Origin of the sequence: Pseudomonas sp. LAIL14HWK12:I1, from assembly GCF_003202095.1 — a bacterium.
Classification (GTDB): domain Bacteria; phylum Pseudomonadota; class Gammaproteobacteria; order Pseudomonadales; family Pseudomonadaceae; genus Aquipseudomonas; species Aquipseudomonas monteilii.
The window spans coordinates 297965-322098 of the sequence record NZ_QJKG01000005.1 but is presented as its reverse complement, the minus strand read 5'-3'; the positions used below and the strand labels follow the sequence as shown (position 1 = coordinate 322098).

Genomic DNA, 24134 nt, shown 5'->3' with positions numbered 1-24134 from the left:
CCAGTGGCTGCAGTGTCTTGCATGAATAACCCTTTAACTACTGAACTTCCTTACCAAATCCCGCTCCTATGCCGGTAGCCATTGGTCATGGCCGCCTGCTAAGCTCGCGGCTTTACCCTGATTGCCCTTATGGCGCATGAACAAGGAAATAGCATGAAACAGCATCGTTTGGCGGCTGCGGTTGCCCTGGTAGGCTTGGTACTGGCTGGCTGCGACCAACAAGCTAGCAGCCCCGAGCTGAAGACTCCGGCAGAGAAAGCCTCCTACGGTATCGGCCTGAACATGGGCAAGAGCCTGGCTCAGGAAGGCATGGAAGACCTTGATTCGAAAGCAGTGGCACTCGGTATCGAAGACGCTGTTGGCAAGAAAGAACAGCGCATCAAGGATGAAGAGCTGGTAGAAGCCTTCACGGCGCTGCAGAAGCGCGCTGAAGAGCGCCTGGCCAAGGCCAGCGAAGAAGCGGCCTCTGCTGGCAAGAAGTTCCTCGAAGAAAACGCCAAGAAACCAGGCGTGGTCACTACCGCCTCGGGCCTGCAGTACGAAGTGGTCAAGAAGGCCGATGGCCCACAGCCCAAGCCTACTGACGTAGTTACCGTCCACTACGAAGGCAAGCTGATCGATGGCAAGGTGTTCGACAGCTCCGTCGAGCGCGGCAGCCCGATCGACCTGCCAGTCAGCGGCGTGATCCCGGGTTGGGTCGAAGGCCTGCAACTGATGCACGTTGGCGAGAAGTACAAGCTGTTCATCCCGGCTGAACTGGCCTACGGTGCACAAAGCCCAAGCCCGCTGATCCCGGCCAACTCGGTACTGGTGTTCGATCTGGAACTGATCGCCATCAAGGACCCGGCCCAGCTGCAAGGCGCCGAGCCGGAAGCCGAGGCCCCGGCCGAAGCCCCTGCAGAAGCGCCCGCTGAAGCACCCGCCAAGTAACACTGGCAGGTTCTTGCAAAACGCCCCGTCCTGACGGGGCGTTTTCGTTTACAACGATTGGGCGAACCTGTAACTGCTGATACTGTCCGAGGAAATGCAGCTTGTTGCTGTAGGATGTTTCTGGCGCAAATCGTTTGCGGCCAGCTACCCACGTATTGAAACGGCTGTGTAAAAAACGCCCGATCTGACCGGGGCCCTTGCCTGGCAGGCACCCGGGGTCAGAAACGTGGCCCTGTTCACAAGGTTATCCACAATAAATGTGGATAACCTGCTCTGCGTGGAGGCTCCATGAGCGCACCTTGGAATTTCGCCCATTTTCTGCCCTTGGCCGAGCGCTTGCTCAGCCGTGGCCGGTTGCCGGCCCTGCTGTTCGCCGTGGCCCGCAAAGGGCCACGCCTCGGCCAACTGCGCGAGGATGTGAAACTGCTGCAGTCACTGTGCCTGGCATGGTGGCGCGGCGAGTACCGTGCCATCAGCCCTAAGGCCCTGGTCACCATCGTGGCCGGCCTGCTGTATTTCGTCAGCCCTATCGATGCCATCCCCGACTGGCTGCTGGGCGTGGGCTTCCTTGATGACATTGCGGTACTGGGCTGGGTGCTGAAGACCGTGGCCGACGAGTTGGCGCGCTTCAAGGCCTGGCGTGAAAGCCAGGCACCTGAGCGGCTGCGCGTGGTCGAGCGCCTTCCGGCAAGCCAGGAAACGCTGCAGCTGGAGCGCAATACGCAGTGAAAACCGCTTGAACTGCACCTCAACCGGACAGACCCCAGAGTTGGTAATATAATTGGCATAAGGGTTATGCCTACGGATTACATGCTGTAATCCTTTTTAAAGGGGTTTGTAATGGGTATTCAGGTCATCAGCCGGGACGGTCAGCCCGAGTACGCCGTGGTTCCCTGGGAGCAGTACCAGGCGCTGCTCAAGGCTGCAGGGCAGGCACCTGCCGAGGCAGTTGTCAGCGAACAGGCCGCCGCCGTTGCGCCGTTGCCGGCGTTCAGTGAAGTTGCACAGATTCGCCAGGCCAAGGGCATCGCCCCTGAGCAGCTGGCGCGCAATGTCGGGGTAAGCCCGGCCTACCTGGCCATGATCGAATCGGGCGAACGCCAGCCGGATGCAGCCATCCGCCGCGCCTTGGCCTGGCATCTGGGGGTCGCTGGCTGGAGCGAGCCGTCATGAGCCAGGTCAGGATCAGCCGTCAGCACTGGGACAACCTGCTGGGCGAGCTTGACCTGGCCCGCCGTCAACGTCACTTGCTGACCTACCGAGCGCTGATCGAGCGCTTGCAACTGCCCAGCCCGGCCATGCAGACGCTGACCGCCGCGCTGGAATACCTGGCGGTGCTGGATGCCCGTGCCGAGCAGCCGCTGCGCAGTTCGCTGGTGATCAGCCAAGGCGCCAGCCGCTTGCCGCGTACCGGCTTTTTTGAATGTGTCGAACGGCTAGGGCGGTTTGCCGGGCCGGTGGATGGCATGGAGGCGGCGTCGTGGCATGCTTCCGAGGTGGTTCGGGTGTTCGAGTACAGCTACCCCGAAACCGCCTGATTGATTGCCTGCTCCGGCCCTATCGCCGGCAAGCCAGAACAGGCAAAGAATGTCTGTGGATCAAACCACAAGGCCTGTCATCGGCATCAACCACCTCCAATACATCCAGGTGCTGATGCCGCCCAAACAGCGCCTGCAACTGCCCGATGGTGGCATTCAACCGCACTGTCGGCTGCTCGGCCTGCGGCATACTCGCCAGCACCGGTAGCTCGCGCACCCCCAACTCCTGCGGCCGCCCCAGCAGGTACCCCTGCACCAGGTCCACCCCCATCTCCCTAAGCACCACCAGTTCCTCTGCCAATTCGATCCCTTCGGCAATCACCTGCGCCTTCGAGGCCCGGGCAATCTGCAGGATCGAGCCAACGAACTCGCGCTTGAGCGGGTCGCGGTGGATGCCGTCGATGAAGTGCCGGTCGATCTTCACGTACTCAGGGCGCAGCTCCGACCACAGCCGCAGGCTGGAATAGCCCGCCCCCAGGTCGTCGATGGCAATCGAAAAGCCCATGTCGCGGTAGTGGTGCAGGGCATTGGACAAGAGCTGGAAGTCGTCGGTGGGGGTGTGCTCGGTCAGCTCGATCACTACCCGGCTGGGCGGCAGACCGACCTGCTCCAGCAGTTTCAGGGTCAGGCCGGACGGGTAGTGTGGCTCCAGCAGTGATTCTGGCGAGATGTTGAGAAACAGTTTGCCCTGCAATTGCTGCTCGCTGAAGCGACGGCAGGCGCTTTCCCGGCAGACGGCTTCCAGTTCGGTCAAGCGGCCAGCCTGGCGGGCAATGGTAAACAGGTTCAACGGCGCGTGCAGCGGGCTGTTGGACGGACCACGGCTCAGTGCTTCATGGCCGAACACCCGCTGTTCGCTCAGGCACATGATCGGCTGCAACAGGCTGTGAATACTGCGTTGAGCCAGGATGGCACTCAAGGCACTGAGCTGTTCGGCAACGGTCATGACGTATTCCTGAAAATGAAAGGGCCGGGCATCTGCATGCCCGGCCCCCATATTTCACGACAGCGCGATGACTGTTTGATGACAGGTCACATTATTCTGCCATCATCGTTGCAGCGCTTTACTTCTTGGCCACCTTGGTGCTGGCACTGAGGTAGTCGATCAGGATGCGACCGGTTTCCGACAGGTAGGCGTCGTCTTCCGGCTTGGTGTTTTCATCCTCGGTCGGCAGCGCGTCCTCGTCTTCTTTCTTCAGCTCTTTGAGCGGCTCTTCACCCTTGGCCTTGCGGCGGATGTTTTCCAGGGCCAGCTGTTTGGCCTCGATGTCATCGTGGCGCGCACGGCGCTCCTGCTCGTTGAGGCTGACGGTTTTTTCATTCATCAGCTTCTGGGTCAGGGCCAGGCGGTCGCGGATGTAGGTGAACTCGGCATCCTGGTCGCTACGCGCTTCATGCTGCGCCTTGAGCTGGGCCAGGAACGGCTTGAACGGGTCGGCAGCAGGCTTGACCACCGGGCGGATGGTGTCCCATGGCATAGCCTCGGGCAGGGCGCTCTCGCCGATTTCCTTGGTGTCGATGATCGACGGGTAGTCGATGTCCGGCAGCACGCCCTGGTGCTGGGTGCTCTGCCCGGAAACCCGGTAGAACTTGGCCAGGGTCAGCTTCAGCTCGCCATGGTTGAGCGGCTGGATGGTCTGCACGGTGCCTTTGCCGAAGGTCTGGCCGCCGATGATCAGCGCGCGGTGGTAGTCCTGCATGGCACCGGCGAAAATCTCCGAAGCCGAGGCCGACAGGCGGTTCACCAGCAATGCCAGTGGGCCTTTGTAGAAGGCGCCCGGGTTTTCGTCTTCCAGCACGTCGACGCGGCCGTCGCTGTTGCGCACCAGCACGGTCGGGCCTTTTTCGATGAACAGGCTGGTCAGCTCGGTGGCTTCCTGCAGCGAGCCGCCACCGTTGTTGCGCAGGTCGATGACCACGCCGTCGACTTTCTCTTTCTGCAGTTCGGTGAGCAGCTTTTTCACGTCACGCGTGGTGCTCTTGTACTCAGGGTCACCGGCGCGGTAGGCCTTGAAGTCCAGGTAGAAGGCCGGGATCTCGATGATGCCCAGCTTGTAGTCACGCCCGTCCTGCTTCAGCTTGAGCACCGACTTCTTGGCTGCCTGCTCTTCAAGCTTCACCGCTTCACGGGTGATCGACACGATCTTGCTGGTCTGGTCGCTAGGTGCATTGCTGGCCGGGATGATCTCCAGGCGCACCACCGAGCCTTTCGGGCCGCGGATCAGCTTGACCACTTCGTCCAGGCGCCAGCCGACCACGTCGACCATTTCCTTGTTGTCCTGGGCCACGCCGATGATCTTGTCGGCCGGGGCCACCTGCTTGGTCTTGGCTGCCGGGCCTGCCGGTACCAGGCGCACGATCTTGACCTGGTCGTTGTCGCTTTGCAGCACCGCACCGATGCCTTCGAGCGACAGGCTCATGTTGATGTCGAAGTTTTCGGCGTTGTCCGGCGACAGGTAGTTGGTGTGCGGGTCGTAGGACTGGGCGAAGGTATTGATGTAGGCCTGGAAGATATCCTCGGCACGGGTCTGGTCCAGGCGCGCCAGCTGGTTCTTGTAGCGCTTGGTCAGGGTTTCCTGGATCTGCTTGGGTTCCTTGCCGGCGATCTTCTGGCGCAGCACTTCGTCTTTCACACGTTTGCGCCACAGGTCGTCGAGCTCGGCCTGGTCCTTCATCCACGGTGCGTCCTTGCGGTCGATCAGCAAGGTTTCCTTGGTGGTGAAGTCGATCTTGTCCACGCCTTTATTCAGCTCGGCCAGGGCGAAGTCCAGGCGTTGCTTGACGCGGTCGAGGTAGCGTTTGTAGATGGTGAAGCCCGGGTCCAGGTTACCGCTCTTGAGGAAATCGTCGAATTGCGTTTTCCACTTGTCGAACTCGGCAATGTCGGCGGCGGTGAAGTAGCTGCGCGCCGGGTCCAGCAGCTTGATGTAGCTGTCGTAGATGATGACCGAACGGGCATCGTCCAGCGGTGGCTTGCTGTAGTGGTGGCGCTTGAGCAATTCCACCACGTTGAGGCTGGCGACGATCTCGTCGCGGTCCGGCTGCAGGCTGTCCCATTTGTTGGCGGCCGCCGCATTGCCGCCGAGCGTGAGGCTGCCAAGGCCGATCATGACGGCGAGGGCGGTGCTTGGTAGGAAATGCTTCATGCTGATTCGACGTGGAGGCAATTGATCACGCATAGTAGGCCGTCTTTTCCGTTGCCGGTTCCATGGAGCCGGGCAAATACTGCAAAAAGCCTGAGGTAAGCAACCCCAGGCCCAGTCATGATTCAACTATGGAGGCACTGTGAAGGCATTGCAAGGCGTTGACGGACATGTGGAGTGGGTCGAGGCCGAACGCCCGGCCTGTGACGCGGGCCAAGTGCGCATTCGCGTGGCTGCTGCGGGCCTGAACCGCGCCGATCTGCTGCAGATGAAAGGTTTGTACCCGCCACCGCCAGGTGCCAGCCCGTACATGGGCCTGGAGTGTGCCGGGGTGGTTGAGGAAGTGGGCGCCGGTGCCGACTGGCGCGTGGGCGACCGTGTGTGCGCGCTGTTGGCCAGTGGCGCCATGGCCGAGGAAGTGGTGGTCGATGCGCGTCACGTGCTGCCCGTGCCCGAGGGCCTGAGCCTGCATGAAGCCGCGGCGTTGCCGGAGGTGTATGCCACCGCCTGGTTGAACATCTTCCAGCTCGGTGCCGTGAAGGCTGGCGAGAAAGTGCTGGTGCATGCCGGCGCCAGTGGCGTTGGCTCTGCCGCCATCCAGCTGTGCAAGGCGTTTGGCAGCCCGGTGTGGGTCAGTGTCGGTTCGCAGGACCGCCTGGCTTATTGCGAAGCGCTGGGCGCGACAGGGGGCGTGGTACGTAACGAAAACCTGGACGCGCTGGAAGGCTTCGGCCCGTTCGACGTGATTCTCGACCCGGTGGGCGCCAGTTACGGTGAGCTCAACCTCAAACTGCTGGCCCGCGACGGGCGCTGGGTGATCATCGGGTTGATGGGGGGGCGCAAGTTCGAGCTGGACCTTGCGCTGGTGCTGGGCAAGCGCCTGGAGATTACCGGCTCCACGCTGCGCAACCGCGATGACGGCTTCAAGGCCGAGTTGCTGCGCGAACTGCAACAGCAGGTGTGGCCGCTGTTTGCCGAAGGGCGCCTGTCGCCGCAACTGGTTGATACCTACCCGGTGGAGTTTGCCCAGGCGGCGTATGCGGAGCTTGAGAGCAACCAGGTCTCGGGCAAGTTGGTGATGGTCATAGATCCAAGCATGGCTTGATATTGTCGGGGCTGCTAAGCAGCCCCCATGGCCCTCAAGTCCAGCTCAGAATCGGCCAGCGATTGGTCTGGGCATGCTCCCGCAACACCGCATCCGGGTTCACCACATGCGGATGGTCCACCTTCAGCAGCAATGGCAAATCATTGCGTGAATCGGAATAGAAACTCGCCCCCTCCAGGTTCTCCTGTTCCTGATCCAGCCACTCCAGCAGCCGCGTAATCTTGCCTTCGCGATACGTCAGCACCCCATGGGTCTTGCCGGTATACACCCCGTTCACCGCCTCCAGCTCGATCGCCAGATATTCGTCCACCCCCAGGCGAGCCGCAATCGGCCCGACCAGGTGCGTACCCGAAGCGGAAATGATCAGGATGCGGTCCCCGCGCTTGCGGTGTTCGGCAATGCAGCGGCAGGCGTCGCCATAGATGATCGGCTCGATCACCTCTTCAACCCACGGCTCAACCAGGTGCTCGACTTCTTCCAGGGTACGCCCGGCCATCGGCTCCAGGCTGAAGGCCATGTAGTCCTCCATCTGCAGGTGGCCCTTGCCGTAGGCTTCCATCAGTTCACGGTCGCGGCGCAGGAAGTCCTTGCCGTCGACCCAGCCCAGCCGGGCCATCTGCTCGCTCCACAGCGATGCACAGTCGCCGTGGATCAGGGTTTCGTCCAGATCGAAAATTGCCAGTGCCATTGTGTTGAATCTCCTTAGGCCACTTCCCGCAGCGCCGTGGGGTCGATCGACAAGCTTACCCGTTTTCCATCCGCGTGCAGGTCGGCCGGCGAGCGGTTGAGCACGTCGACCACCAGCTCCACGTCGCGCACTTGCACGCGGTAGCGGATCACGTTGCCCAGCAAGCTGTGGCTGCGTACCTGAGCGTCCAGTTCGCCGTGTATGCCCAGTGTGATCGACTCCGGGCGGATCGCCAGGCGGCTGGCCACCGGGCGTTGCAGCAGGCGGCTGGCGCTGTCGGCATCGAGCAGGTTGTAGTTGCCGATAAAGCCGGCGGCAAACAGGTCCACCGGCGCGGTATAGAGGGTTTCGGCATCACCGCTCTGGACGATGCGTCCCTGGTTCATCAGGAAGATGCGGTCGGACATCGTCAGCGCTTCTTCCTGGTCGTGGGTGACGAAGATGGTGGTCAGCCCCAGCTCGCGCTGGATGGCCCGGATCTGCTCACGCAGGTGCTTGCGAATACGTGCATCCAGTGCCGACAGCGGCTCGTCCAGCAGCAGCAGGCGAGGGCGGGTGACCAGCGAACGGGCCAGGGCCACGCGCTGGCATTGGCCGCCAGACAACTGGTGCGGGTAACGCCCGGCAAAGCTGCCCAGCTCCACCAGGTCCAGTGCCTCGCGCACCCTTACCTGGCTTTCGTCGGCCTTGACCTTCTGCATGCGCAGGCCAAAGGCCACGTTCTGCTCCACGGTCATGTTGGGGAACAGCGCATAGCTCTGGAACACCATGCCGATGCCGCGCTTTTGCGGGCTCACGGGCACGATGTCGTGGCCGTCGAGCAGGATCTGCCCGCTGTCCACCGGGGTCAGCCCGGCGATGCAGCGCAGCAAGGTGGACTTGCCGCAACCGGATGGGCCCAGCAGGGTGACGAACTCGCCGCGTTCGATGTGGCAGTCGATGTTCTCGAACACCGGGCTGCCGGCGTAGCTTTTTTGCAGTTTCTGTACGCTGACGAAGCTCATGTCAGGTCTTGTCCTTGTTCAGGCGGTTGGCGACCCAGGTCAGTACCAGCACAAAGGCGAAGTAGGAGATCACCAGCGCGCTGTTGAAATGGCCGCTGCTGTTGCGCATGTTGTTCAGGTACACCTGCAGGGTCTCGTAACGGGTGCCGACCAGCAGGTTGGCGAACACGAACTCGCCAAACAGGAACGAAAACGACAGCAGCAACGCCACCATCAGGCCCTTGCGCAGGTTCGGCAGCACCACCAGCAGCGCGGCCTGCCAGGTGCTGGCGCCCAGCAGTTGGGCAGCGTCCATCAGGTCGCGCAGGTTGATGGCTTGCAGGTTGTTGGTGATGGCCCGGTACATGAACGGCAGGGCGATGGTGAAGTAGCAGCCGATCAGGATCCACGGCGTGCCGACCATGGCCATCGGCCCGCTGCCGTACAGCTGCAGCAGCCCCACCGACGACACTACCGGTGGCACCGCGAAGGGCAGCAGGATGAGAATGTTCATCAGCGCGTCCAGCCTGGGAAAGTGGTAATGCACCACGAACAGCAGCGGCAGAATCAGCACCACCGACAGCAGCAGTGCGCCCACGCACACCAGCAACGACTGGCCGAAAGCGGCCAGGAAGCGTGGCTCGCTCCACAGCGCCGCATACCATTTCAGGGTCAGGCCGCTGGGCAGCAGGCTGGCAGACCAGCTGGTGGCCAGCGAGTAGAGCAGGGTGCCGGCCAGTGGCAGCAGCAGGATCAGGAACAGCAGGTAGACCACGGCGCGGTGGTACCAGCCGCCGGAACGGGCGTCAGCGCGCATGGTAGCTCCTCTTCAACAGCCATTGGTGTACCACCGTGACCAGCGTCATCAGCCCCACCAGCACCATCGCCAGGGCGCTGGCCAGGTTGGGGTCGAGGCTGATGTCGCCGGCCACCAGGCCGGCGATGCGGATCGGCAGTACGTTGAAATTGCCGGTGGTCAACGCGTACACGGTGGCATAGGCCCCCAAGGCGTTGGCCAGCAGGATGACGAAGGTGCCCAGCAGTGCCGGGGTGAGTACTGGCAGGCCGATGTGCCGCCAGTATTGCCAGTGGCTGGCGCCCAGCAGCGCGGCCGACTCGCGCCAGTCTTCACGCAGGGCGTCGAAGGCGGGGTACAGCAGCAACACACCCAGCGGGATCTGGAAGTAGGTGTACACCAGGATCAGCCCGCTTTTGGAATAGATGCTGAAGTCTTCCAGCAGGCCGACTTGCTTCAGCAGCAGGGTCAGTGCGCCATTGAAACCGAGCAGGATGATGAAGGCGAACGCCAGCGGCACCCCGGCAAAGTTGCTGGTCATGTTGGCGAAGGCGCTGACGAAGTCGCGCAGTTTCGAGTCCACCTGGCGCAGCGAGTAGGCGCCGAGGGTGGCGATGACGATGCCGAACAGGCTCGACCAGAAGCTGATCTCCAGGCTGCGTTGCAGGGCTTGCAGGTAGAACTTCGAGCTGAAGACCTTGCTGAAGTTTTCGACGCCCCAGCCGGCTTCCGATTGCACGCTGTTGATCGCCACCCAGACCAGCGGGGCGACCTGGAAGATGACGAAGAACACGGCGAACGGCAGCAGGCAGAGCAGGGCCAGATAGCGGCCACGGTTCACTTGAGCAACTCCCGGCACACCGTTTTGTCGTGCGCGGCACCCAGCAGTTCACAGATGGTCCCGCACAGCTCGGTCTGCAGCGGCTTGGCCGCCGGGTCCAGGCTGAAGGCGTCGCCAAAGACGAACAGCGGCACTTCGCGCTCTTCGGTCAGCAGCCCATTGTGCGAGCGGTCATTGTTCATGCCGTGGTCGGCGGTGACCAGCACCTGGTAACCCTCTTCCAGCCAGCCTGGCAGGTAGTCGGCCAGCAGGATGTCAGCACTGCGTGCGGCGTTGCGGTACTGGCTGCTGTCCAGGCCGTGGCGGTGGCCGACGTCGTCGATGCTCATCGGGTGCACCAACAGGAAGTTGGGGGCGTGGCGGCGGCGCAGGTATTCACCGTCGGCCAGCAGGTGCGAATCGGGGTAGCGGTCGTCCCAGTAGAACAACCCATGCTGGATCGGCAGTTTCGGCGCGTGGGTGTGGCGGTCGCGCTGCGGGTCGAAGGGTGAGCGGTTATACAGCTCGCTCATCCAGTGATAGGCCGCTGCTGCGGTGCCCAGATTGGCCTCGCGGGCGTAGTGGAACACACTGCGCTGGTTGGACAGGCGGTTGACGTTGTTGTGCACGATGCCGCTGTCGATGGGGGGCACGCCGGTGAGAATGCACTCGTACAGCGGCCGCGACAGCGACGGCAGTTCGCATTCCACGCGGTACAGCGCGGCGCGGTCGGCCTCGACGTAGGCGTGCAAGTGGCCCATGGCATGGTGGGCGACCTGGTAGTTGAGACCGTCCAGCAGGACCAGGATGACATTGTGTTGCATGGTGGCTCCAGTCATAAACCGCGTTGGCTTCTTCGCGGATTTACCCGCGAAGAAGCCGGATCAGGCACTACAAAAGATGGCCTTTTACTCCATCTCGATGATCACTTGCTCCTGCCACATCTGCGGCAGTTTCTTCGAGGTGGCTTCCCAGGCTTCGGCATTCTTGATCGGCTGAGCCGCCTTGTACTGCTCGTTCGGCAGCAACTTGGCTTGCACATCCGCCGGCAGCGTCAGGTGCTCGGCACGGATCGGCCGGGCATGCCCCTTGGCCAGGTTGATCTGCCCGGCATCGCTGAAGATGTATTCACGCGTCAGCTTGGCTGCATTGGGGTGCTTGGCGTACTTGTTGATGATGGTGGTATAGCCGGAGATCACCGTACCGTCCGACGGGATCAGCACTTCGAAACGCTTGGGGTCGATCTGCTCGCGGTAGCTCAGGCCGTTGAAGTCCCACACCACGCCGACCTCGACCTCGCCCTTCTCGATGGTCTGGATGGTCGGGTTGGCCAGCGACAGGCGCTTCTGCTGGGCCAGTTTGGTGAACAGCTGCAGGCCCGGGGCCACGTTGGTTTCGTCGCCCTTATAGGCAATGGCCGCCGCCAGTACACCGTTGGCAGCCTGTGCGGCGGTGCCGACGTCACCGATGGCCACCTTGTACTTGCCTTTTTCCAGGTCATGCCAGGAGGTTGGGCGTTCGCCTTCCTTCACCAGGTCCTTGTTGATGATGAACGCAATGGTGCCGGTATAGGCCAGCGCCCAGTGGCCGTCCTTGTCTTTGGCCCACTCCGGTACCTGGTCCCAGGTGCTGGGCTTGTACGGCTGGCTGACGCCCTTGGTCACGGCGATGGGGCCGAAGGCGGCACCCACGTCGCCGATGTCGGCGCTGGCGTTGTCCTTCTCGGCTTCGAACTTGGCGATTTCCTGCGCCGAGCTCATGTCGGTGTCGCTGTGCTTGAGGCCGTACTTGCTGGCCAGGTCTTCCCAGGTGCCTTTCCAGTTGGCCCAGGCATCGGGCATGCCCACGCTGTTGACGGTGCCTTCCTTGCGGGCGGCGTCTTCCAGGGCCTTGAGGTCCGCGGCCATGGCCGAGGTGCAGAACGCGATGGCCGAACCGAGCAGTGACGCCATGAACAACTTTTTCATCCGTAGCTCCTTGGGTGGGTGCCTTTTTACGATCGTTGTTATGAGTGAAGCCGTTGCCTGGAACCTTTGGTCTAGGTCAGCAAACCTTGAGCCAAGGTAGGCCGCTTGCGTGACAGTTTGATGTAGGGAAGGGCGCGCTCAGCGTGTCAAAGGCCCTTGGCTCTACAGCGTAGACCATGGTGACCCCCCGGTTTTGCTGGGCTGGCCCGATTCTGGCAACAGCACGGTTGCAGCGTTGTCACGGGATGTTCATCAGCCCTGCCTAGGCTTGCACTATTCTCCAAGTGCCCTGTTCTGGGGCTGGACTAGTCCAGATAGGTAACCTTTGATGCAGTCGATGCCACCGCGTGCGGTAACAGCCATCTGCCATGCCCTGCAGGAGCAGATCGAGCACGGCCTGCTGGCCCCGGGGGGCAAGCTGCCGGCCGAGCGCAAACTCAGTGAGGTGTTCGACACGACGCGGATCACCCTGCGTGAGGCACTGGCGCAGCTGGAGGCCCAAGGCCTGATCTACCGTGAAGAACGCCGCGGCTGGTTCGTTGCGCCCGAGCGGCTGACCTACGACCTGATCGAACGCAGTCACTTCCATGCCATGGTGCGCGACCAGGGGCGGGTGGCCAGTACCGAGCTGCTGTCGGCGCGCTTGCAGCCAGCCTCGGCGGCCATCTGTGCCCGCTTGCAGCTTCCGGCCTTGTCCAGTGTGGTGCGTATCTGCCGGTTACGGCGGATCGATGGGCGGGCGGTGCTGTATGCCGAGCATTACCTCAACCCCCGTTACTTTCCGGGGATTCTCGAACAGGACCTGGCGCAATCGCTTACCGAGATATATGGGCGGGTGTATGGCATCCGGTACGGGCAGGTGTGCTTCGAGATCCTGCCGACGGCGTTGCCGGTGGAGGCGGCGGGGGCGTTGAAGGTGTCGACGGGCAGCCCGGGGCTGCACATCACCCGCGTCAACAGCGACCAGCATGGGCATCTGATCGACTGTGACCTGGAGTATTGGCGGCATGATGCCATCCGCATTCGTGCCGTGGTGGGGTAGGCCCTAGCTGGAGGCGCCTGATTGCGCCATTCCACCACCACCCGCAGTCACCACCTGCACCGACAACCGTGGTGTCGCCAAGTCCAGCCCTGCCTCATCCAGCTGCCGCTTCAGCGCCAGGTTGAAGGCCCGCGACACTTCCCACTGCTTGATCGGCGCCGTCTTGAACCGCGCCCGCAAGATCGCCGACCCCGACTCGAAACTCTCCACCCCTTGCAGTTCCAGTGGCGACCAGATGTTGCGGCGCATCAGCGGGTCATTGCGCAGTTTTTGCCCCACTTCCCGAATCAGCGTGATCGCCTGGTCGATGTTCATGCTGTGCGGAATCGCCACGCGGAAAATCGCATAGCCAAACTCCCGCGAGTAGTTCTTGATGCTCTTGATCTCGCTGAACGGGATGGTATGCACGATGCCGTCAATGTCCCGCAGGCGCACGGTACGAATGGTCAGCCCCTCCACCGTGCCCAGGTGCCCGCCCACGTCCACGTAGTCGTCGATGGCCAGCGAGTCCTCGATGATGATGAACAGCCCGGTGATCAGGTCCGCCACCAGCGACTGTGCGCCAAAACCGATGGCCAGGCCGATCACACCGGCACCGGCCAGGAGCGGGGTGACGTTCATGCCCATGTTGGCCAGGGCGACGATCACCGCGATGATGAAGATGATCACGAACATCACGTTGCGGATCAACGGCATCATGGTTTGCGCACGGGCGTTGGCCAGGCCCCGGCGCGAGCGCACCAGGGCATGGTGCACGGCGGTGTCGGCAAGGATCCACACCAGCCAGGCGACGATCAGTGTGCCGGCAAGGCCCAGCAGGCGCAGGCTGATGTCGTGGCCATCGCCCTCTGCGAAGCTGATCATCGACAGGCCCCACACGCGCAGGCCCAGCTCGATGAATACCAGCCAGATGAACAGGTGTACCAGCAGGTAGCCAAAGTTGCGCAGGCGCTCGGCATACACGGCCTGGCGCTTGTTGGCACGTTTGGGGTTGGCCGCATGGCGGCGTACCAGGCCGTTCAGCACCATGCACACCACCACCAGTACCGTGCACATCAGTGACTGGCGCAGGGCGGTGCTGGTGTCGCCCGCCGAGACGAAGGTGGCGAACAGCGAAATGGCCACCAGAATCAGTGCCGGAATGAACCAGAAGCTGCCGAGAATCTCGATGGTGTCGCTCAGGGTGCGCCGGGTCAGGCGCCGCGACAGCGGCTGGTTGCGGATCAGATGGGCGATGGGGCGGCGAAAGCGCAGGATGAACAGCCCGGTGCACAGCGCAGCGATGACGTTGGCCAAGGTGGCCAAGGCATGGGCCAGGTGGGTACCCAGTGCAACCAGCATGCGCGGGTCGCTCATGGCCTCGCCAAACGCAGCGAAGCTGCCGATCAGCCACAACGGGCGGAACGCCTGGCGCCGCAGGATGTGCAGGGCGCGGTGGCGGTGCGGGCCGTCCAGCAGCGAAAAGGCGATGACGCAGATGGCCGAGAAGCAAGTGCCCACGACCAGCGCGTAGGCCAGCACCATGGCCAGCGATTTGCCCAGCGACGGCGGCAGCACGAAGCTCAGGTAAACGGTGAATACCAGCGCCACCAGCCATGGGCCGAGCTTGCGCAAGGCAAAGCGCACCAGGTCCCAGGTGCGCGGGTGCTGCGGCAGTTCTTCGCTCAGGCCAAAGCGCAGGCGTATCCGGTGGCCGACCCAGTTGAAGGCATAGGCCAGCACACTCCACACGGCAATGACAGCGGCAAAGCCGAACAGGATGGCTGGCCACTGGTGCACCGGCACCATCAGTTCGGTCAGTTCCGCCTGGGCCTGTTCGATTTCCGCCGCCCAGCGGTGGAACGGGCTGGCGTCGCCGCTGAACTGTTTTTCGAAGTCATGCAGGGCGCCGCCGATCAGCCCGAGTACGCCCTGTTCGACGCTGGGTTGCGACTGCCTGGTCGCGTCGCGCAGCTTTTTCAGGTCGGCCAGCAGCTTGGCCCGCTGTTGGTCGTTTTCGAGGTTCTTGATCACCTCGTCCAGCGACTTGCCCAGCGGCTCGGTGGCCTCCGGTTGCGCAGGCGCACTGCCACCCAGCAGGCCAGGCAGGCCCGCCGCCTGTACCGGGGTGATGAACAGCAACAGCAGCAGGAACAGGTAACGCAGGAGGGCAGGCACTGGCAAATCTACCTCAGGTCAAACGATTGACCGAGTGTAGAGGTTTATGACGGCAGTTTCTCAAGGATCTTCCAGCAGGTGAGGCCGAAGATACCCAAGGTGCCGATCCACATCATCAGTACGCCGATATTGCGTTCGCGCATGCTGAAGCCGATGGTTAGCAGCATCAGGAACAGGAACACCGGCACGAACAGGGACAGAAACGGGGACATGGACAGCAATCCTTTTGCAGTGGGGCCATGTATCAAGCATAGCGCTTGGCAAGCGAGGCGGGATTGACCTTGAGCAGGTCCGGCCCTTTCGCGGCTAAACCCGCGAAGAGGCCGGACCTGTGTACATCAAGGCAACTCGCGGCTACGGTAGAAGGCAGTCAGCACCTTCACCAGGTGCGCCAGGTCATGGCTGCCGCACAGTTCACGAATCGAATGCATGGCAAAGGTCGGCAGCCCGATGTCCACCGTGCGCACACCCAGGTGGCTGGCGGTAATCGGCCCGATGGTCGAACCACAGCCCATGTCGCTGCGCACCACAAAGCTCTGCACCGGCACTTCCTCGGCCATGCACAGGTGGCGGAAGAACCCGGCGGTTTCGCTGTTGGTGGCGTAGCGCTGGTTGTTGTTCACCTTGATCACAGGCCCAGCGTTCAGCTTGGGCCCGTGGTTGCCGTCGTGCTTGTCGGCGTAGTTGGGGTGCACGCCGTGGGCGTTGTCCGCCGACACCATCAGCGAGCGCTGAATGGTGCGCACGTAGGCGTCGCCATCCGGCAGCAGGCGCTGCAGGGTCTGCTCCAGCATCGGGCCATCGGCGCCGCAGGCCGAGCAGCTGCCGACTTCTTCGTGGTCGTTGCACACCAGCACGCAGGTTTCATCACTGTCGGCGGCCAGCAAGGCTTGCAGGCCGGCGTAGCACGACAGCAGGTTGTCCAGGCGGGCGCCGGCGATGAAGTCGCCGTTCAGGCCGACCAGTGCAGCATCCTGGGTGTCGTAGAAGCTCAGCTCGTAATCCAGCACTACGTCGGCGATCAGCTCGTGCTCGCGGGCCAGTTGCTCGGTGAGCAGGGCGCGGAAGTCGATGCGCTCGTCTCCGGCCACCTGGGCGAGGATGGGCGGTAGCTCGTTCTGCGGGTTGATCGCCCAGCCTTCATTGGCGGTGCGGTTCAGGTGAATGGCCAGGTTGGGGATGATCGCGATCGGCAGCTTGAAGTCGATCAGCTGGCTTTCAACCTTGCCGTCACGGCGGTAGGTAACGCGCCCGGCCAGCGACAGGTCGCGGTCGAACCACGGCGCCAGCAGGGCACCGCCATACACCTCGACACCCAGTTGCAGGAAGCCCTGGCGCTGAAGCTCGGGCTGCGGTTTCACCCGCAGGCACGGGCTGTCGGTGTGGGCGCCGACCATACGGATGCCGTTCAGCAGGGGGGCTTGCTTGCCCAGCTTGATGGCGATGATCGAGGAGTCGTTACGGGTGACGTAATAGCGGCCGCCAGGCACGGTGGCCCAGCTGTCACGCTCGTCCAGGCGCTGGTAGCCGGCCGCTTCCAGGCGCTGGGCCAGGCTGGCGGTGGCGTGGAAGGGCGTGGGGGAGGCCTTGAGGAAGTCGATAAGGCCAGAATTCAGTGCGTCGCGCATAGCTCACTCCAGACAGCAGTGGCGCGAGTTTAGCGTATTAAGTCGACAAATTGTGTCTGCCTCCTCGCGGGCTCGCCCGCGAAGAGGCAGGTGCAGCCACGCAGAAATCAGAAAGGTGCAGGGCACTCGAACTTCAACCGCTCCCCGGACACCGGGTGGGTGAAGCTCAGCATCGAGGCATGCAGGCACAGCCGCTCATGTGCCGCCAGTGCTTCGGGGTTGGCATACAGCCGGTCACCCAGCAGCGGATGCCCGATCGACAGCATGTGCACGCGCAACTGGTGCGAACGCCCGGTAATCGGCGTCAATTCCACCCGGCAGTAATCACCACAGCGCTCGACGATGCGCCAGAAAGTCAGCGCATGCTTGCCCTGCTCGTGGTCCACCACATGCCGTGGCTTGGTTGGCGGGTCGTAGCGCAGTGGCAGGTCGATGCTGCCGCTGTCCAGCGCCGGTTGGCCCCAGCACAACGCGGTGTAGGCCTTTTCGGTTTCGCGGTCGTGAAACTGGCGGGACAGCTCGCGGTGGCTGTCGGCATCGCGGGCCAGCAGGATGATGCCGGAGGTTTCCCAGTCCAGGCGGTGCACGATCAGTGCATCGGGGTAGCCGTTTTCCTGCAGGCGGGTGATCAGGCAGTCCTTGTTGTCTTCGGCGCGGCCGGGCACCGACAGCAGCAGGGTCGGTTTGTTGATGACCAGGATGGCGGCGTCTTCGTGCAGGATCTGGATGTTGGACAGCGGCATTGCTTGGTCTCTATTAAATCGGGAGAAAAAAGCGGGGCCGCTTTGCGGCCCATTCGCGGCACAAGGCCGCTCCTACAGGGGAACGCGATCCCTTGTAGGAGCGGCCTTGTGCCGCGAATGGGCTGCGAAGCAGCCCCGGCTTTCAGCCAGATCAGCGATCCGGCAGGGTGATGTTCAGCTCCAGAATCGAGCAGCTGCCCTGGTTTTCCAGCTCGATATGCACATCATCGTTGCCGATGTTCACATACTTGCGGATGACTTCCAGCAGTTCTTTCTGCAGCGCCGGCAGGTAATCCGGTTCGCTGCGTTGGCCGCGCTCGTGCGCCACGATGATCTGTAGACGCTCTTTCGCTACCGACGCGCTGGTCTGTTTCTGTCTGCCACGAAAGAAGTCAAAAAGGTTCATGGTTTACTTGCCTCCAAACAGGCGCGCGAAGAATCCTTGCTTCGGCACTTCGATGAACCGCAGGGGCTTCTCTTTGCCCAGCAGACGGTCGACGGTATCGCTGTAGGCCTGGCCGGCATCGCTCTGGTCGTCGAGGATGACCGGGATACCCTGGTTGGAAGCCTTCAGCACGGCCTGGGACTCGGGGATCACGCCCTTGAGCTTGATCGCCAGGATTTCTTCGACGTCGGCGATGCTCAGCATTTCGCCCTTTTCCACACGCTCGGGGTGGTAGCGGGTGATCAGCAGGTGTTCCTTGATCGGCTCTTCGCCGTTTTCGGAGCGGCGCGACTTGCTCGACAGGATGCCCAGCATGCGGTCGGAGTCACGTACCGAGGACACTTCCGGGTTGGTGACCACGATGGCTTCGTCGGCGAAGTACATGGCCAGGTGCGCGCCTTTTTCGATACCGGCTGGCGAGTCGCAGATGACGAATTCGAAGTCTTTCTTCAGCTCCATCAGCACCTTTTCAACGCCTTCCTGGGTCAGCGCGTCCTTGTCACGGGTCTGGCTGGCGGCCAGCACGTACAGGTTCTCGAGGCGCTTGTCCTTGATCAGGGCCTGTTGCAGGTTGGCTTCGCCGTTGACCACGTTGACGAAGTCGTACACCACGCGGCGCTCGCAGCCCATGATCAGGTCGAGGTTACGCAGGCCCACGTCGAAGTCGACGATGACGGTCTTGTGGCCACGCAGTGCGAGGCCGGTACCAATGGCGGCGCTGGTGGTGGTCTTGCCCACACCCCCCTTGCCGGAAGTAACCACGAGAATCTTGGCCAAGGTGTTTCACCCCTAAAATAGTCGGGACACGGGTCCCTGCAAATAACTGAAATAGCTTAAATAACGGCAACGGTAAAAAAGTTGCTCTAAAAATGCTGGCAAGTATCCGTTAAAGACGGGTGATGTTCAACACGTCACCAGACAGGCTGACTTGCACGCCGGTGCCCCACAGCGGGTCGCGGCGCAGGTCTTCGCAGACCTTGTACTGGCCGGCGATCGAGACCATTTCTGCGGTCATCTGCTGGCAGAAGATACGCGCCTTGGTGTTACCTTTGATGCCGGCCAGGGCGCGGCCGCGCATGGCGCCGTACACATGGATGTTGCCATCGGCCAGAAGTTCCGCACCCGGGCTGACCGAAGCGGTAACGATCAGATCGCCACCTTGGGCGTAGATCTGCTGGCCCCCGCGTACCGGCGAGGTAATGATGCGGGTCGGGCGCACTTCGGGTTCCGGTGCCGGTGGTGGTGCCGGGGCCGGCTCGGGCTTCCTGACCACCTCGGGCTCTGGCTCCAGTGGCCGCTCGCGGGCGCCGGAAGGCGGCAGTACCGGCAGGTCGATGGCGATGGCGGCGGCGATGTCCTCGATGCGGTTGGCGCGGATGGCCAGGGTACGCAAGCCGTGGTGGCGGCAGATCCGCATCAAGCCGGGCAGGTCGATTGCCCCTTCGTCGGCTGGCAGTTTGTCCAGCGCCAGCACCAGCGGCGTGTTGCTGAAGAAATTCGGTGCCTGGGCGACTTTGGCCGCCAGCTGGCGGTCGAGGGCTTCAAGGTCATTGCGCGCCAGTTCCAGTACGGTAATGGCGAGCATGCTGCCCTTGAGCTGGAACACGGAGGCGGTGTCGGGTGTGTGGTTTGGGCTCATGGTCTGCATAGACGGCTTGTTGCGAAAAAAGTGCCCTGACTTATAACGAGAACACCGGTTGCCCGCAACATGCACTGATCCGTTGTAGAATGCGCGGCCTTTGTCTTTCCGGATGCTTCAATGGAACGCCCGCGTTTTCGTCCCTATTACCTTCACCCCAAGTTCTGGGGCCTGTGGCTGGGCCTGGGCCTGCTGTGGCTGGTGGTCCAGTTGCCGTACCGGGTGCTGTTGAAAATCGGTGCCGGGTTGGGTGCCGTGATGTATCACTTTGCCGGTGAGCGTCGGCGCATTGCCGCACGCAACCTGGAGCTGTGTTTCCCGGAGCTGTCGGTCGACGAACGGCAGCGTTTGCTCAAGGCCAATTTTGCGTCCACCGGTATCGCCTTCTTCGAAATGGCCATGAGCTGGTGGTGGCCCAAGGCCAGGCTGGCGCGCCTGGCCCATGTCGAAGGGCTGGAGCATTTGCAGGCCGCCCAGCAGGCGGGGCAGGGCGCCATTCTGATGGCGGTGCACTTCACCACGCTGGAAATCGGCGCGGCGCTGCTAGGCCAGCAGCACACCATCGACGGTATGTACCGCGAACATGGCAATGCGCTGTTCGACTTCATCCAGCGCAGTGGGCGTGAGCGGCATAACCTCGACTCGCTGGCGGTGGAGCGCGAGGACGTGCGCGGCATGCTCAAGCTGCTGCGTTCGGGCCGCGCGATCTGGTACGCACCGGACCAGGACTACGGCGCCAAGCAAAGCATTTTCGTGCCGCTGTTCGGTATCCCGGCAGCGACGGTAACCGCCACTACCAAGTTTGCCCGGCTGGGCAAGGCGCAGGTGATTCCGTTCACCCAGAGGCGCCTGGAGGATGGCAGCGGCTATCGGCTGGTGATCCACCCGCCATTGGAAGACTTCCCTGGCGAGAGTGAAGAGGCTGATTGCCTGCGCATCAACCAGTGGGTTGAAAGTGTGTTGCGCGAGTGCCCTGAGCAATACTTGTGGGCGCACCGCCGGTTCAAGTCGCGGCCTGAGGGTGCGCCGCGGTTGTATGACAAGAAAAAGCGCTGAAAACAGCTGAACCAGGAAGGATGCCATGGCCCCACCTCCGGTAACCGGTCTTATCCTTTCTGGCGGTGGCGCCCGCGCTGCCTATCAGGTCGGCGTACTGGCCGGCATCGCCGAGTTGCTGCCTGCCGGTGCGCACAACCCCTTTCCGGTCATCGTCGGCACGTCTGCCGGGGCCATCAACGCGGTTACCCTGGCCAGCGGTGCCACTCACTTCAACGATGCGGTGCAACGGCTTACCACCTTCTGGCAGAACTTTCGCAGCCACCAGGTCATTCGCAGCGACTGGCCCGGCGTGGTGCGCCAGGCCAGTCGCTTCGTTGGCCACAACCTGCTAGGTATTGGTGGCCCGGCACCCGTGGCGCTGCTGGACAGCAGTCCATTGCGAGGCTTGCTGGAAGCACACCTGAACCTGGACGGCATTGGCCATTCCCTGGTCGCCGGGCAGTTGCGCGCCGTGGCAATCACGGCCTTTGGCTACGAGTCTGGTCAGGCGGTCACCTTCTACCAGGGCCGTGGCAGCATCGAGGCCTGGCTGCGCCATCGCCGCATCGGCCTACCCACGCAGCTGACCATCGACCACCTGCTGGCCAGCGCGGCAATTCCGCTGCTGTTTGCCCCGGTGCAACTGGGCGACGAGTTTTACGGCGACGGCGCAGTACGCCAGTCGGCGCCTATCAGCCCGGCCTTGCACCTGGGCGCCAGCCGGGTGCTGGTGGTCGGGGTCAGCGGCAACCCGCAGCGGCCAGCACCACCGTTGCCGACCCAGCGGGTGTTCAGCGGGCAGCAGCCGAGCCTGGCACAGATTGGCGGGCACATGCTCAACAGCACGTTCATTGATAGCCTGGAAGACGATATCGAACTGCTGCAGCGGCTCAACCACCTCAGCCGGCTGTTGCCGGCGCACCTGGACGCCCGTCGCCTGGGGCTGGCGCCGATCGATGTACTGGTGGTGGCGCCCAGCCAGCCGCTGGACGAGATTGCCGCGCGGCACCGGCGTGAGCTGCCGGCGGCGTTGCGCTTGTTCCTGCGTGGGCCGGGGGCGACGCGGACCAGCGGGGCGGGGGTGTTGAGCTATTTGCTGTTCGAGGCGAGCTATTGCAGTGAGCTGATCGAGCTGGGGCGGCGGGATGCTCTGGCCAAGAAGCGGGAGTTGTGTCAGTTCCTGGGGGTTTGATGTTGCCTGCACTGGCCCTTTCGCAAGTGAACCCGCGAAAGGGCCGGCACAGGTTTACTCGGCTATCTGCAACTTGCGCGCCTGGGTATACACATACCGCACCTTTTCATACTCGAACGGCGAGTTCAGCTGCCCATAGCGGAATTTGGTGGTATAGCGCTTGTCCACCACCTGCAAGGCAAAGATTTCCGGGTGGTCGGTGCTGGCTTCGGCCATATTCAGGTAGTTGATGGCCTGCTCGCCCGCATAGTCAACCACCAGCCCGGTGGTATCGCGCAGGTTCGATGGCCCCAGCACCGGCAGCATCAGGTACGGCCCGTCTGGCACACCATAGAACCCCAGGGTCTGGCCGAAGTCTTCGCTCTGGCGCGGCAGGCCCATGCTGGTCGCCGGGTCCCATAGCCCACCCACACCAATGATGGTGTTGAACATCAGCCGCGCCGTGATCTCCGCCGAACGCTTGGCTTTCAGCTGCAGTACGCTGTTGAACAGGTTCGGCACATCACCGATGTTGTTGAAGAAGTTGCTCACCCCGGTACGCACGAAGCGCGGGGTGACGTACTGGTAGCCACTCACCAGCGGCAGCAGCACCCATTGGTCCAGGCGGTAGTTGAAGTGGTAGATGCGCCGGTTGATCGACTCCAGCGGGTCGTACACGTTCAGCGCCTCCAGGGTAGAGCGCTCAAACTCGCGCTGGTCCAGCCCGGGGTTGAATTTCAACTCGCGCAGCGGGTCGAGAAAGCCGTCTGCTTCGGGCGCCAGCGGTGTGGCAGTCACCTGAGGGTCGGCTTCGACCACGCTGGCCCGTGGGGCGGTTTCGGCGGCCAGCGCGTGGCCGGCGGCAAGCAGGGCAGTGGCGAAGAGGAGTTTGTTAACCACGGAAGAACTCCAGCATGGCGTCACTGTTGACGCGGTAATTGAGGTTGCCGCAATGGCCGCCATGGGGATAAAGGGTCAGCCGGTCACCAAACACCTTGCGCAGGAAGCCGATATCGCCGGGGCCAAGGATGACGTCGTCAGCGTTGTGCATCACGGCAATCTTGTCGCTGCTGCGCAGGTAGTCTTCCAGGGCATACAGGCTTACCTGATTGACCAGTTGCAGGATGCTGTTGCCGTCGGTGCGGGCGCGCCACATGGGGATCACCTGCTCGGTCATGTAGCAGTCGAAGTCGCACTGCAGGGCACGTTTGAAGAACGGCGTGAGGCTACTGCCCTCGGTGATCGGGAACTTCGGCGGAATGATCAGGCCGCGGCGGTTGATCAGGTCGGAGGTAAAGGCAATGTCGGCCGCCGAGAAGCGGAACGAGGTGCCGATCAGCATGGCCATCTGTTCATTGGACAAGTGCTGGCGCGACTGCTGGAAGTCGTACAGCAGGGCGTCATTGAGGTCGATGTAGCCCTTGTCCTGGAAGTAGCGCGTGAGCTTCTGCAACATCAGCTCGTAGAAGGTGGTGCTGCGGTCGATGCCCTTGACCTGGGTTTGCACCAGCTTGTCCAGGTTGTTGATCGAGGTGTACAGGTTGACCGGTGGGTTCAACAGCAGCACGCGCTTGAAGTTGAAGCTGCGGCGGGTTTCGTCCAGGTGGCTGACGAAGGCCGCATCCAGCGCACCCAGGCTATAGCCGGTGAGGTAGAAGTCACTGACTGGCAGGCGCGGGTGCTGCGCGCGCACGGCTTGCATCACCCGGTACATGTCTTCGGCGTCGTCCTTGCTGACACCGGGGGTGGCAAAGCGCGAAGCGGCGCTCATGAAGTCGTAGCTGGTGGGCGACGACAATTGCACTACGTGGAAACCGGCCTGGTAGAACAGCTTTTTCAGGTATTCGTTGATGCTGCTGGTGTACGGTGCGCCGGTGCCCGCGATGATGAAGATCAGCGGCGCCTCGCGGTCCTGGCGGGCCAGGCGGTACTTGAGTTTTTTCACTGCCCAGAAGTTGTCGGGCAGGGTGAACTCGCGCTCCGGGCGCAGGTTGAGGCTGTAGTCGGACTGGTTGATTTCGTCGTCGCTGGGCAGGGTAGGGCGCTGGTCCGGCGGCGTGGTGGCGATGGTGGCCTCGAACGGGTTGGTCAAAGGGAAGCCGTAGCTGGCGGCGTCGATATCCCGCGCCGAAGCGGCCGCAGCCATGAGCAGGCTGCCGAGCAGGGCAGCGAGGCGCAAAGATCGAAGCATGTAGTCCCCCAAAAGAACGCAAGGTCGAGCGGTGTGCAGGCTAGGACCACATCAACGCGGGCAAAGTTGCCTGGCGCGGTGGCCTTTGGTGTGCCTGTTATCTGCAACAT

25 protein-coding genes are annotated in these 24134 nt (G+C 62.6%); 8 read left to right on the top strand and 17 right to left on the bottom strand.

Features of this window, described 5'->3' with window-relative positions; genetic code table 11:
- Positions 1–153: 153 nt before the first annotated feature.
- The 4 genes from D906_RS15450 to D906_RS15435 all read left to right on the top strand — a co-directional run bounded on the left by D906_RS15450 (position 154) and on the right by D906_RS15435 (position 2468).
- The gene (locus tag D906_RS15450; RefSeq protein WP_019097094.1) at positions 154–930 is read left to right on the top strand and encodes an FKBP-type peptidyl-prolyl cis-trans isomerase; all 777 of its coding nucleotides are present in this window, start codon (positions 154–156) and stop codon (positions 928–930) included.
- A gap of 288 nt (positions 931–1218) precedes the next feature.
- Positions 1219–1659: a YkvA family protein gene (locus D906_RS15445; protein WP_027615902.1), complete on the top strand. Its 441-nt coding sequence runs from the start codon at positions 1219–1221 to the stop codon at positions 1657–1659.
- 111 nt (positions 1660–1770) lie between these two features.
- Positions 1771–2103 carry a helix-turn-helix transcriptional regulator gene (locus tag D906_RS15440; RefSeq protein WP_016715512.1) on the top strand — a complete coding sequence of 111 codons (333 nt, stop codon included), beginning with the start codon at positions 1771–1773 and terminating at the stop codon, positions 2101–2103.
- A complete protein-coding gene (locus D906_RS15435) occupies positions 2100–2468 on the top strand; it encodes a hypothetical protein (protein ID WP_016501064.1) in 369 nt (122 codons plus the stop codon). Before D906_RS15440 ends, D906_RS15435 begins: the two co-directional genes overlap by 4 nt.
- A gap of 19 nt (positions 2469–2487) precedes the next feature.
- Here the strand turns inward: D906_RS15435 and D906_RS15430 are convergent, their stop codons facing one another.
- Together D906_RS15430 and D906_RS15425 are read right to left on the bottom strand one after the other, a co-directional pair.
- The gene (locus D906_RS15430; protein WP_027609473.1) at positions 2488–3414 is read right to left on the bottom strand and encodes an EAL domain-containing protein; all 927 of its coding nucleotides are present in this window, start codon (positions 3412–3414) and stop codon (positions 2488–2490) included.
- 118 nt (positions 3415–3532) lie between these two features.
- Positions 3533–5614, bottom strand: a complete 2082-nt coding sequence (locus D906_RS15425; RefSeq protein ID WP_027615900.1) for a carboxy terminal-processing peptidase — start codon at positions 5612–5614, stop codon at positions 3533–3535.
- 139 nt (positions 5615–5753) lie between these two features.
- Here D906_RS15425 and D906_RS15420 point away from each other — a divergent pair, with 139 nt between their 5' ends.
- The gene (locus D906_RS15420) at positions 5754–6716 is read left to right on the top strand and encodes an NAD(P)H-quinone oxidoreductase (protein ID WP_016715515.1); all 963 of its coding nucleotides are present in this window, start codon (positions 5754–5756) and stop codon (positions 6714–6716) included.
- 34 nt (positions 6717–6750) lie between these two features.
- Here D906_RS15420 and D906_RS15415 read toward each other — a convergent pair whose 3' ends face one another.
- The 6 genes from D906_RS15415 to D906_RS15390 form a co-directional block, all read right to left on the bottom strand.
- Positions 6751–7404, bottom strand: coding sequence for an HAD family phosphatase (locus D906_RS15415; protein WP_019097097.1), 654 nt, complete (start codon positions 7402–7404; stop codon positions 6751–6753).
- Positions 7405–7418: 14 nt separating this feature from the next.
- Positions 7419–8408 carry an ABC transporter ATP-binding protein gene (locus tag D906_RS15410; RefSeq protein ID WP_016715517.1) on the bottom strand — a complete coding sequence of 330 codons (990 nt, stop codon included), beginning with the start codon at positions 8406–8408 and terminating at the stop codon, positions 7419–7421.
- A gap of 1 nt (position 8409) precedes the next feature.
- A complete protein-coding gene (locus D906_RS15405) occupies positions 8410–9204 on the bottom strand; it encodes an ABC transporter permease (protein WP_019097098.1) in 795 nt (264 codons plus the stop codon).
- Positions 9194–10024, bottom strand: coding sequence for an ABC transporter permease subunit (locus D906_RS15400; protein ID WP_016715519.1), 831 nt, complete (start codon positions 10022–10024; stop codon positions 9194–9196). The genes D906_RS15405 and D906_RS15400 overlap by 11 nt, the downstream gene beginning before the upstream one ends.
- A complete protein-coding gene (locus D906_RS15395) occupies positions 10021–10827 on the bottom strand; it encodes an alkaline phosphatase family protein (RefSeq protein WP_027609476.1) in 807 nt (268 codons plus the stop codon). Before D906_RS15395 ends, D906_RS15400 begins: the two co-directional genes overlap by 4 nt.
- 84 nt (positions 10828–10911) lie before the next feature.
- Positions 10912–11970, bottom strand: a complete 1059-nt coding sequence (locus D906_RS15390; protein ID WP_016715521.1) for an ABC transporter substrate-binding protein — start codon at positions 11968–11970, stop codon at positions 10912–10914.
- Between the two features lie 328 nt (positions 11971–12298).
- Between D906_RS15390 and D906_RS15385 the strand changes: the two genes are divergently transcribed.
- Positions 12299–13012, top strand: a complete 714-nt coding sequence (locus D906_RS15385) for a UTRA domain-containing protein (protein WP_016715522.1) — start codon at positions 12299–12301, stop codon at positions 13010–13012.
- Between the two features lie 3 nt (positions 13013–13015).
- On the opposite strand, the gene D906_RS15380 is transcribed toward D906_RS15385, so the two are convergent.
- The 7 genes from D906_RS15380 to minC form a co-directional block, all read right to left on the bottom strand.
- The gene (locus tag D906_RS15380) at positions 13016–15169 is read right to left on the bottom strand and encodes a mechanosensitive ion channel family protein (RefSeq protein ID WP_026020343.1); all 2154 of its coding nucleotides are present in this window, start codon (positions 15167–15169) and stop codon (positions 13016–13018) included.
- A 44-nt stretch (positions 15170–15213) separates the two neighbouring features.
- On the bottom strand, positions 15214–15381 hold the full coding sequence (locus D906_RS26630) for a hypothetical protein (protein ID WP_016715524.1): 168 nt from the start codon (positions 15379–15381) through the stop codon (positions 15214–15216).
- Between the two features lie 126 nt (positions 15382–15507).
- On the bottom strand, positions 15508–16797 hold the full coding sequence (locus D906_RS15375; RefSeq protein WP_016715525.1) for a M18 family aminopeptidase: 1290 nt from the start codon (positions 16795–16797) through the stop codon (positions 15508–15510).
- Positions 16798–16904: 107 nt separating this feature from the next.
- The gene (locus tag D906_RS15370) at positions 16905–17540 is read right to left on the bottom strand and encodes an RluA family pseudouridine synthase (protein WP_011532730.1); all 636 of its coding nucleotides are present in this window, start codon (positions 17538–17540) and stop codon (positions 16905–16907) included.
- 151 nt (positions 17541–17691) lie between these two features.
- Positions 17692–17946 (bottom strand): cell division topological specificity factor MinE, encoded by a 255-nt coding sequence (minE, locus tag D906_RS15365; RefSeq protein WP_003252572.1) that lies wholly within the window; start codon positions 17944–17946, stop codon positions 17692–17694.
- A gap of 3 nt (positions 17947–17949) precedes the next feature.
- Positions 17950–18762, bottom strand: coding sequence for a septum site-determining protein MinD (minD, locus tag D906_RS15360; protein WP_019097102.1), 813 nt, complete (start codon positions 18760–18762; stop codon positions 17950–17952).
- Between the two features lie 109 nt (positions 18763–18871).
- A complete protein-coding gene (minC, locus tag D906_RS15355) occupies positions 18872–19633 on the bottom strand; it encodes a septum site-determining protein MinC (protein ID WP_019097103.1) in 762 nt (253 codons plus the stop codon).
- Between the two features lie 111 nt (positions 19634–19744).
- On the opposite strand from minC, the gene D906_RS15350 reads away from it, so the two are divergent.
- Both D906_RS15350 and D906_RS15345 read left to right on the top strand, forming a co-directional pair.
- Entirely contained in the window at positions 19745–20680 is a 936-nt protein-coding gene (locus D906_RS15350) for a lipid A biosynthesis lauroyl acyltransferase (RefSeq protein ID WP_019097104.1), read from the top strand.
- A gap of 25 nt (positions 20681–20705) precedes the next feature.
- Complete coding sequence (locus D906_RS15345) at positions 20706–21854, top strand: patatin-like phospholipase family protein (RefSeq protein WP_025754903.1); 1149 nt, start codon at positions 20706–20708, stop codon at positions 21852–21854.
- Between the two features lie 54 nt (positions 21855–21908).
- Here the strand turns inward: D906_RS15345 and D906_RS15340 are convergent, their stop codons facing one another.
- Both D906_RS15340 and D906_RS15335 read right to left on the bottom strand, forming a co-directional pair.
- Positions 21909–22733, bottom strand: a complete 825-nt coding sequence (locus D906_RS15340; protein WP_027609478.1) for a VacJ family lipoprotein — start codon at positions 22731–22733, stop codon at positions 21909–21911.
- The gene (locus D906_RS15335) at positions 22726–24024 is read right to left on the bottom strand and encodes a serine protein kinase PrkA (RefSeq protein WP_016715531.1); all 1299 of its coding nucleotides are present in this window, start codon (positions 24022–24024) and stop codon (positions 22726–22728) included. Before D906_RS15335 ends, D906_RS15340 begins: the two co-directional genes overlap by 8 nt.
- Positions 24025–24134: the final 110 nt, after the last annotated feature.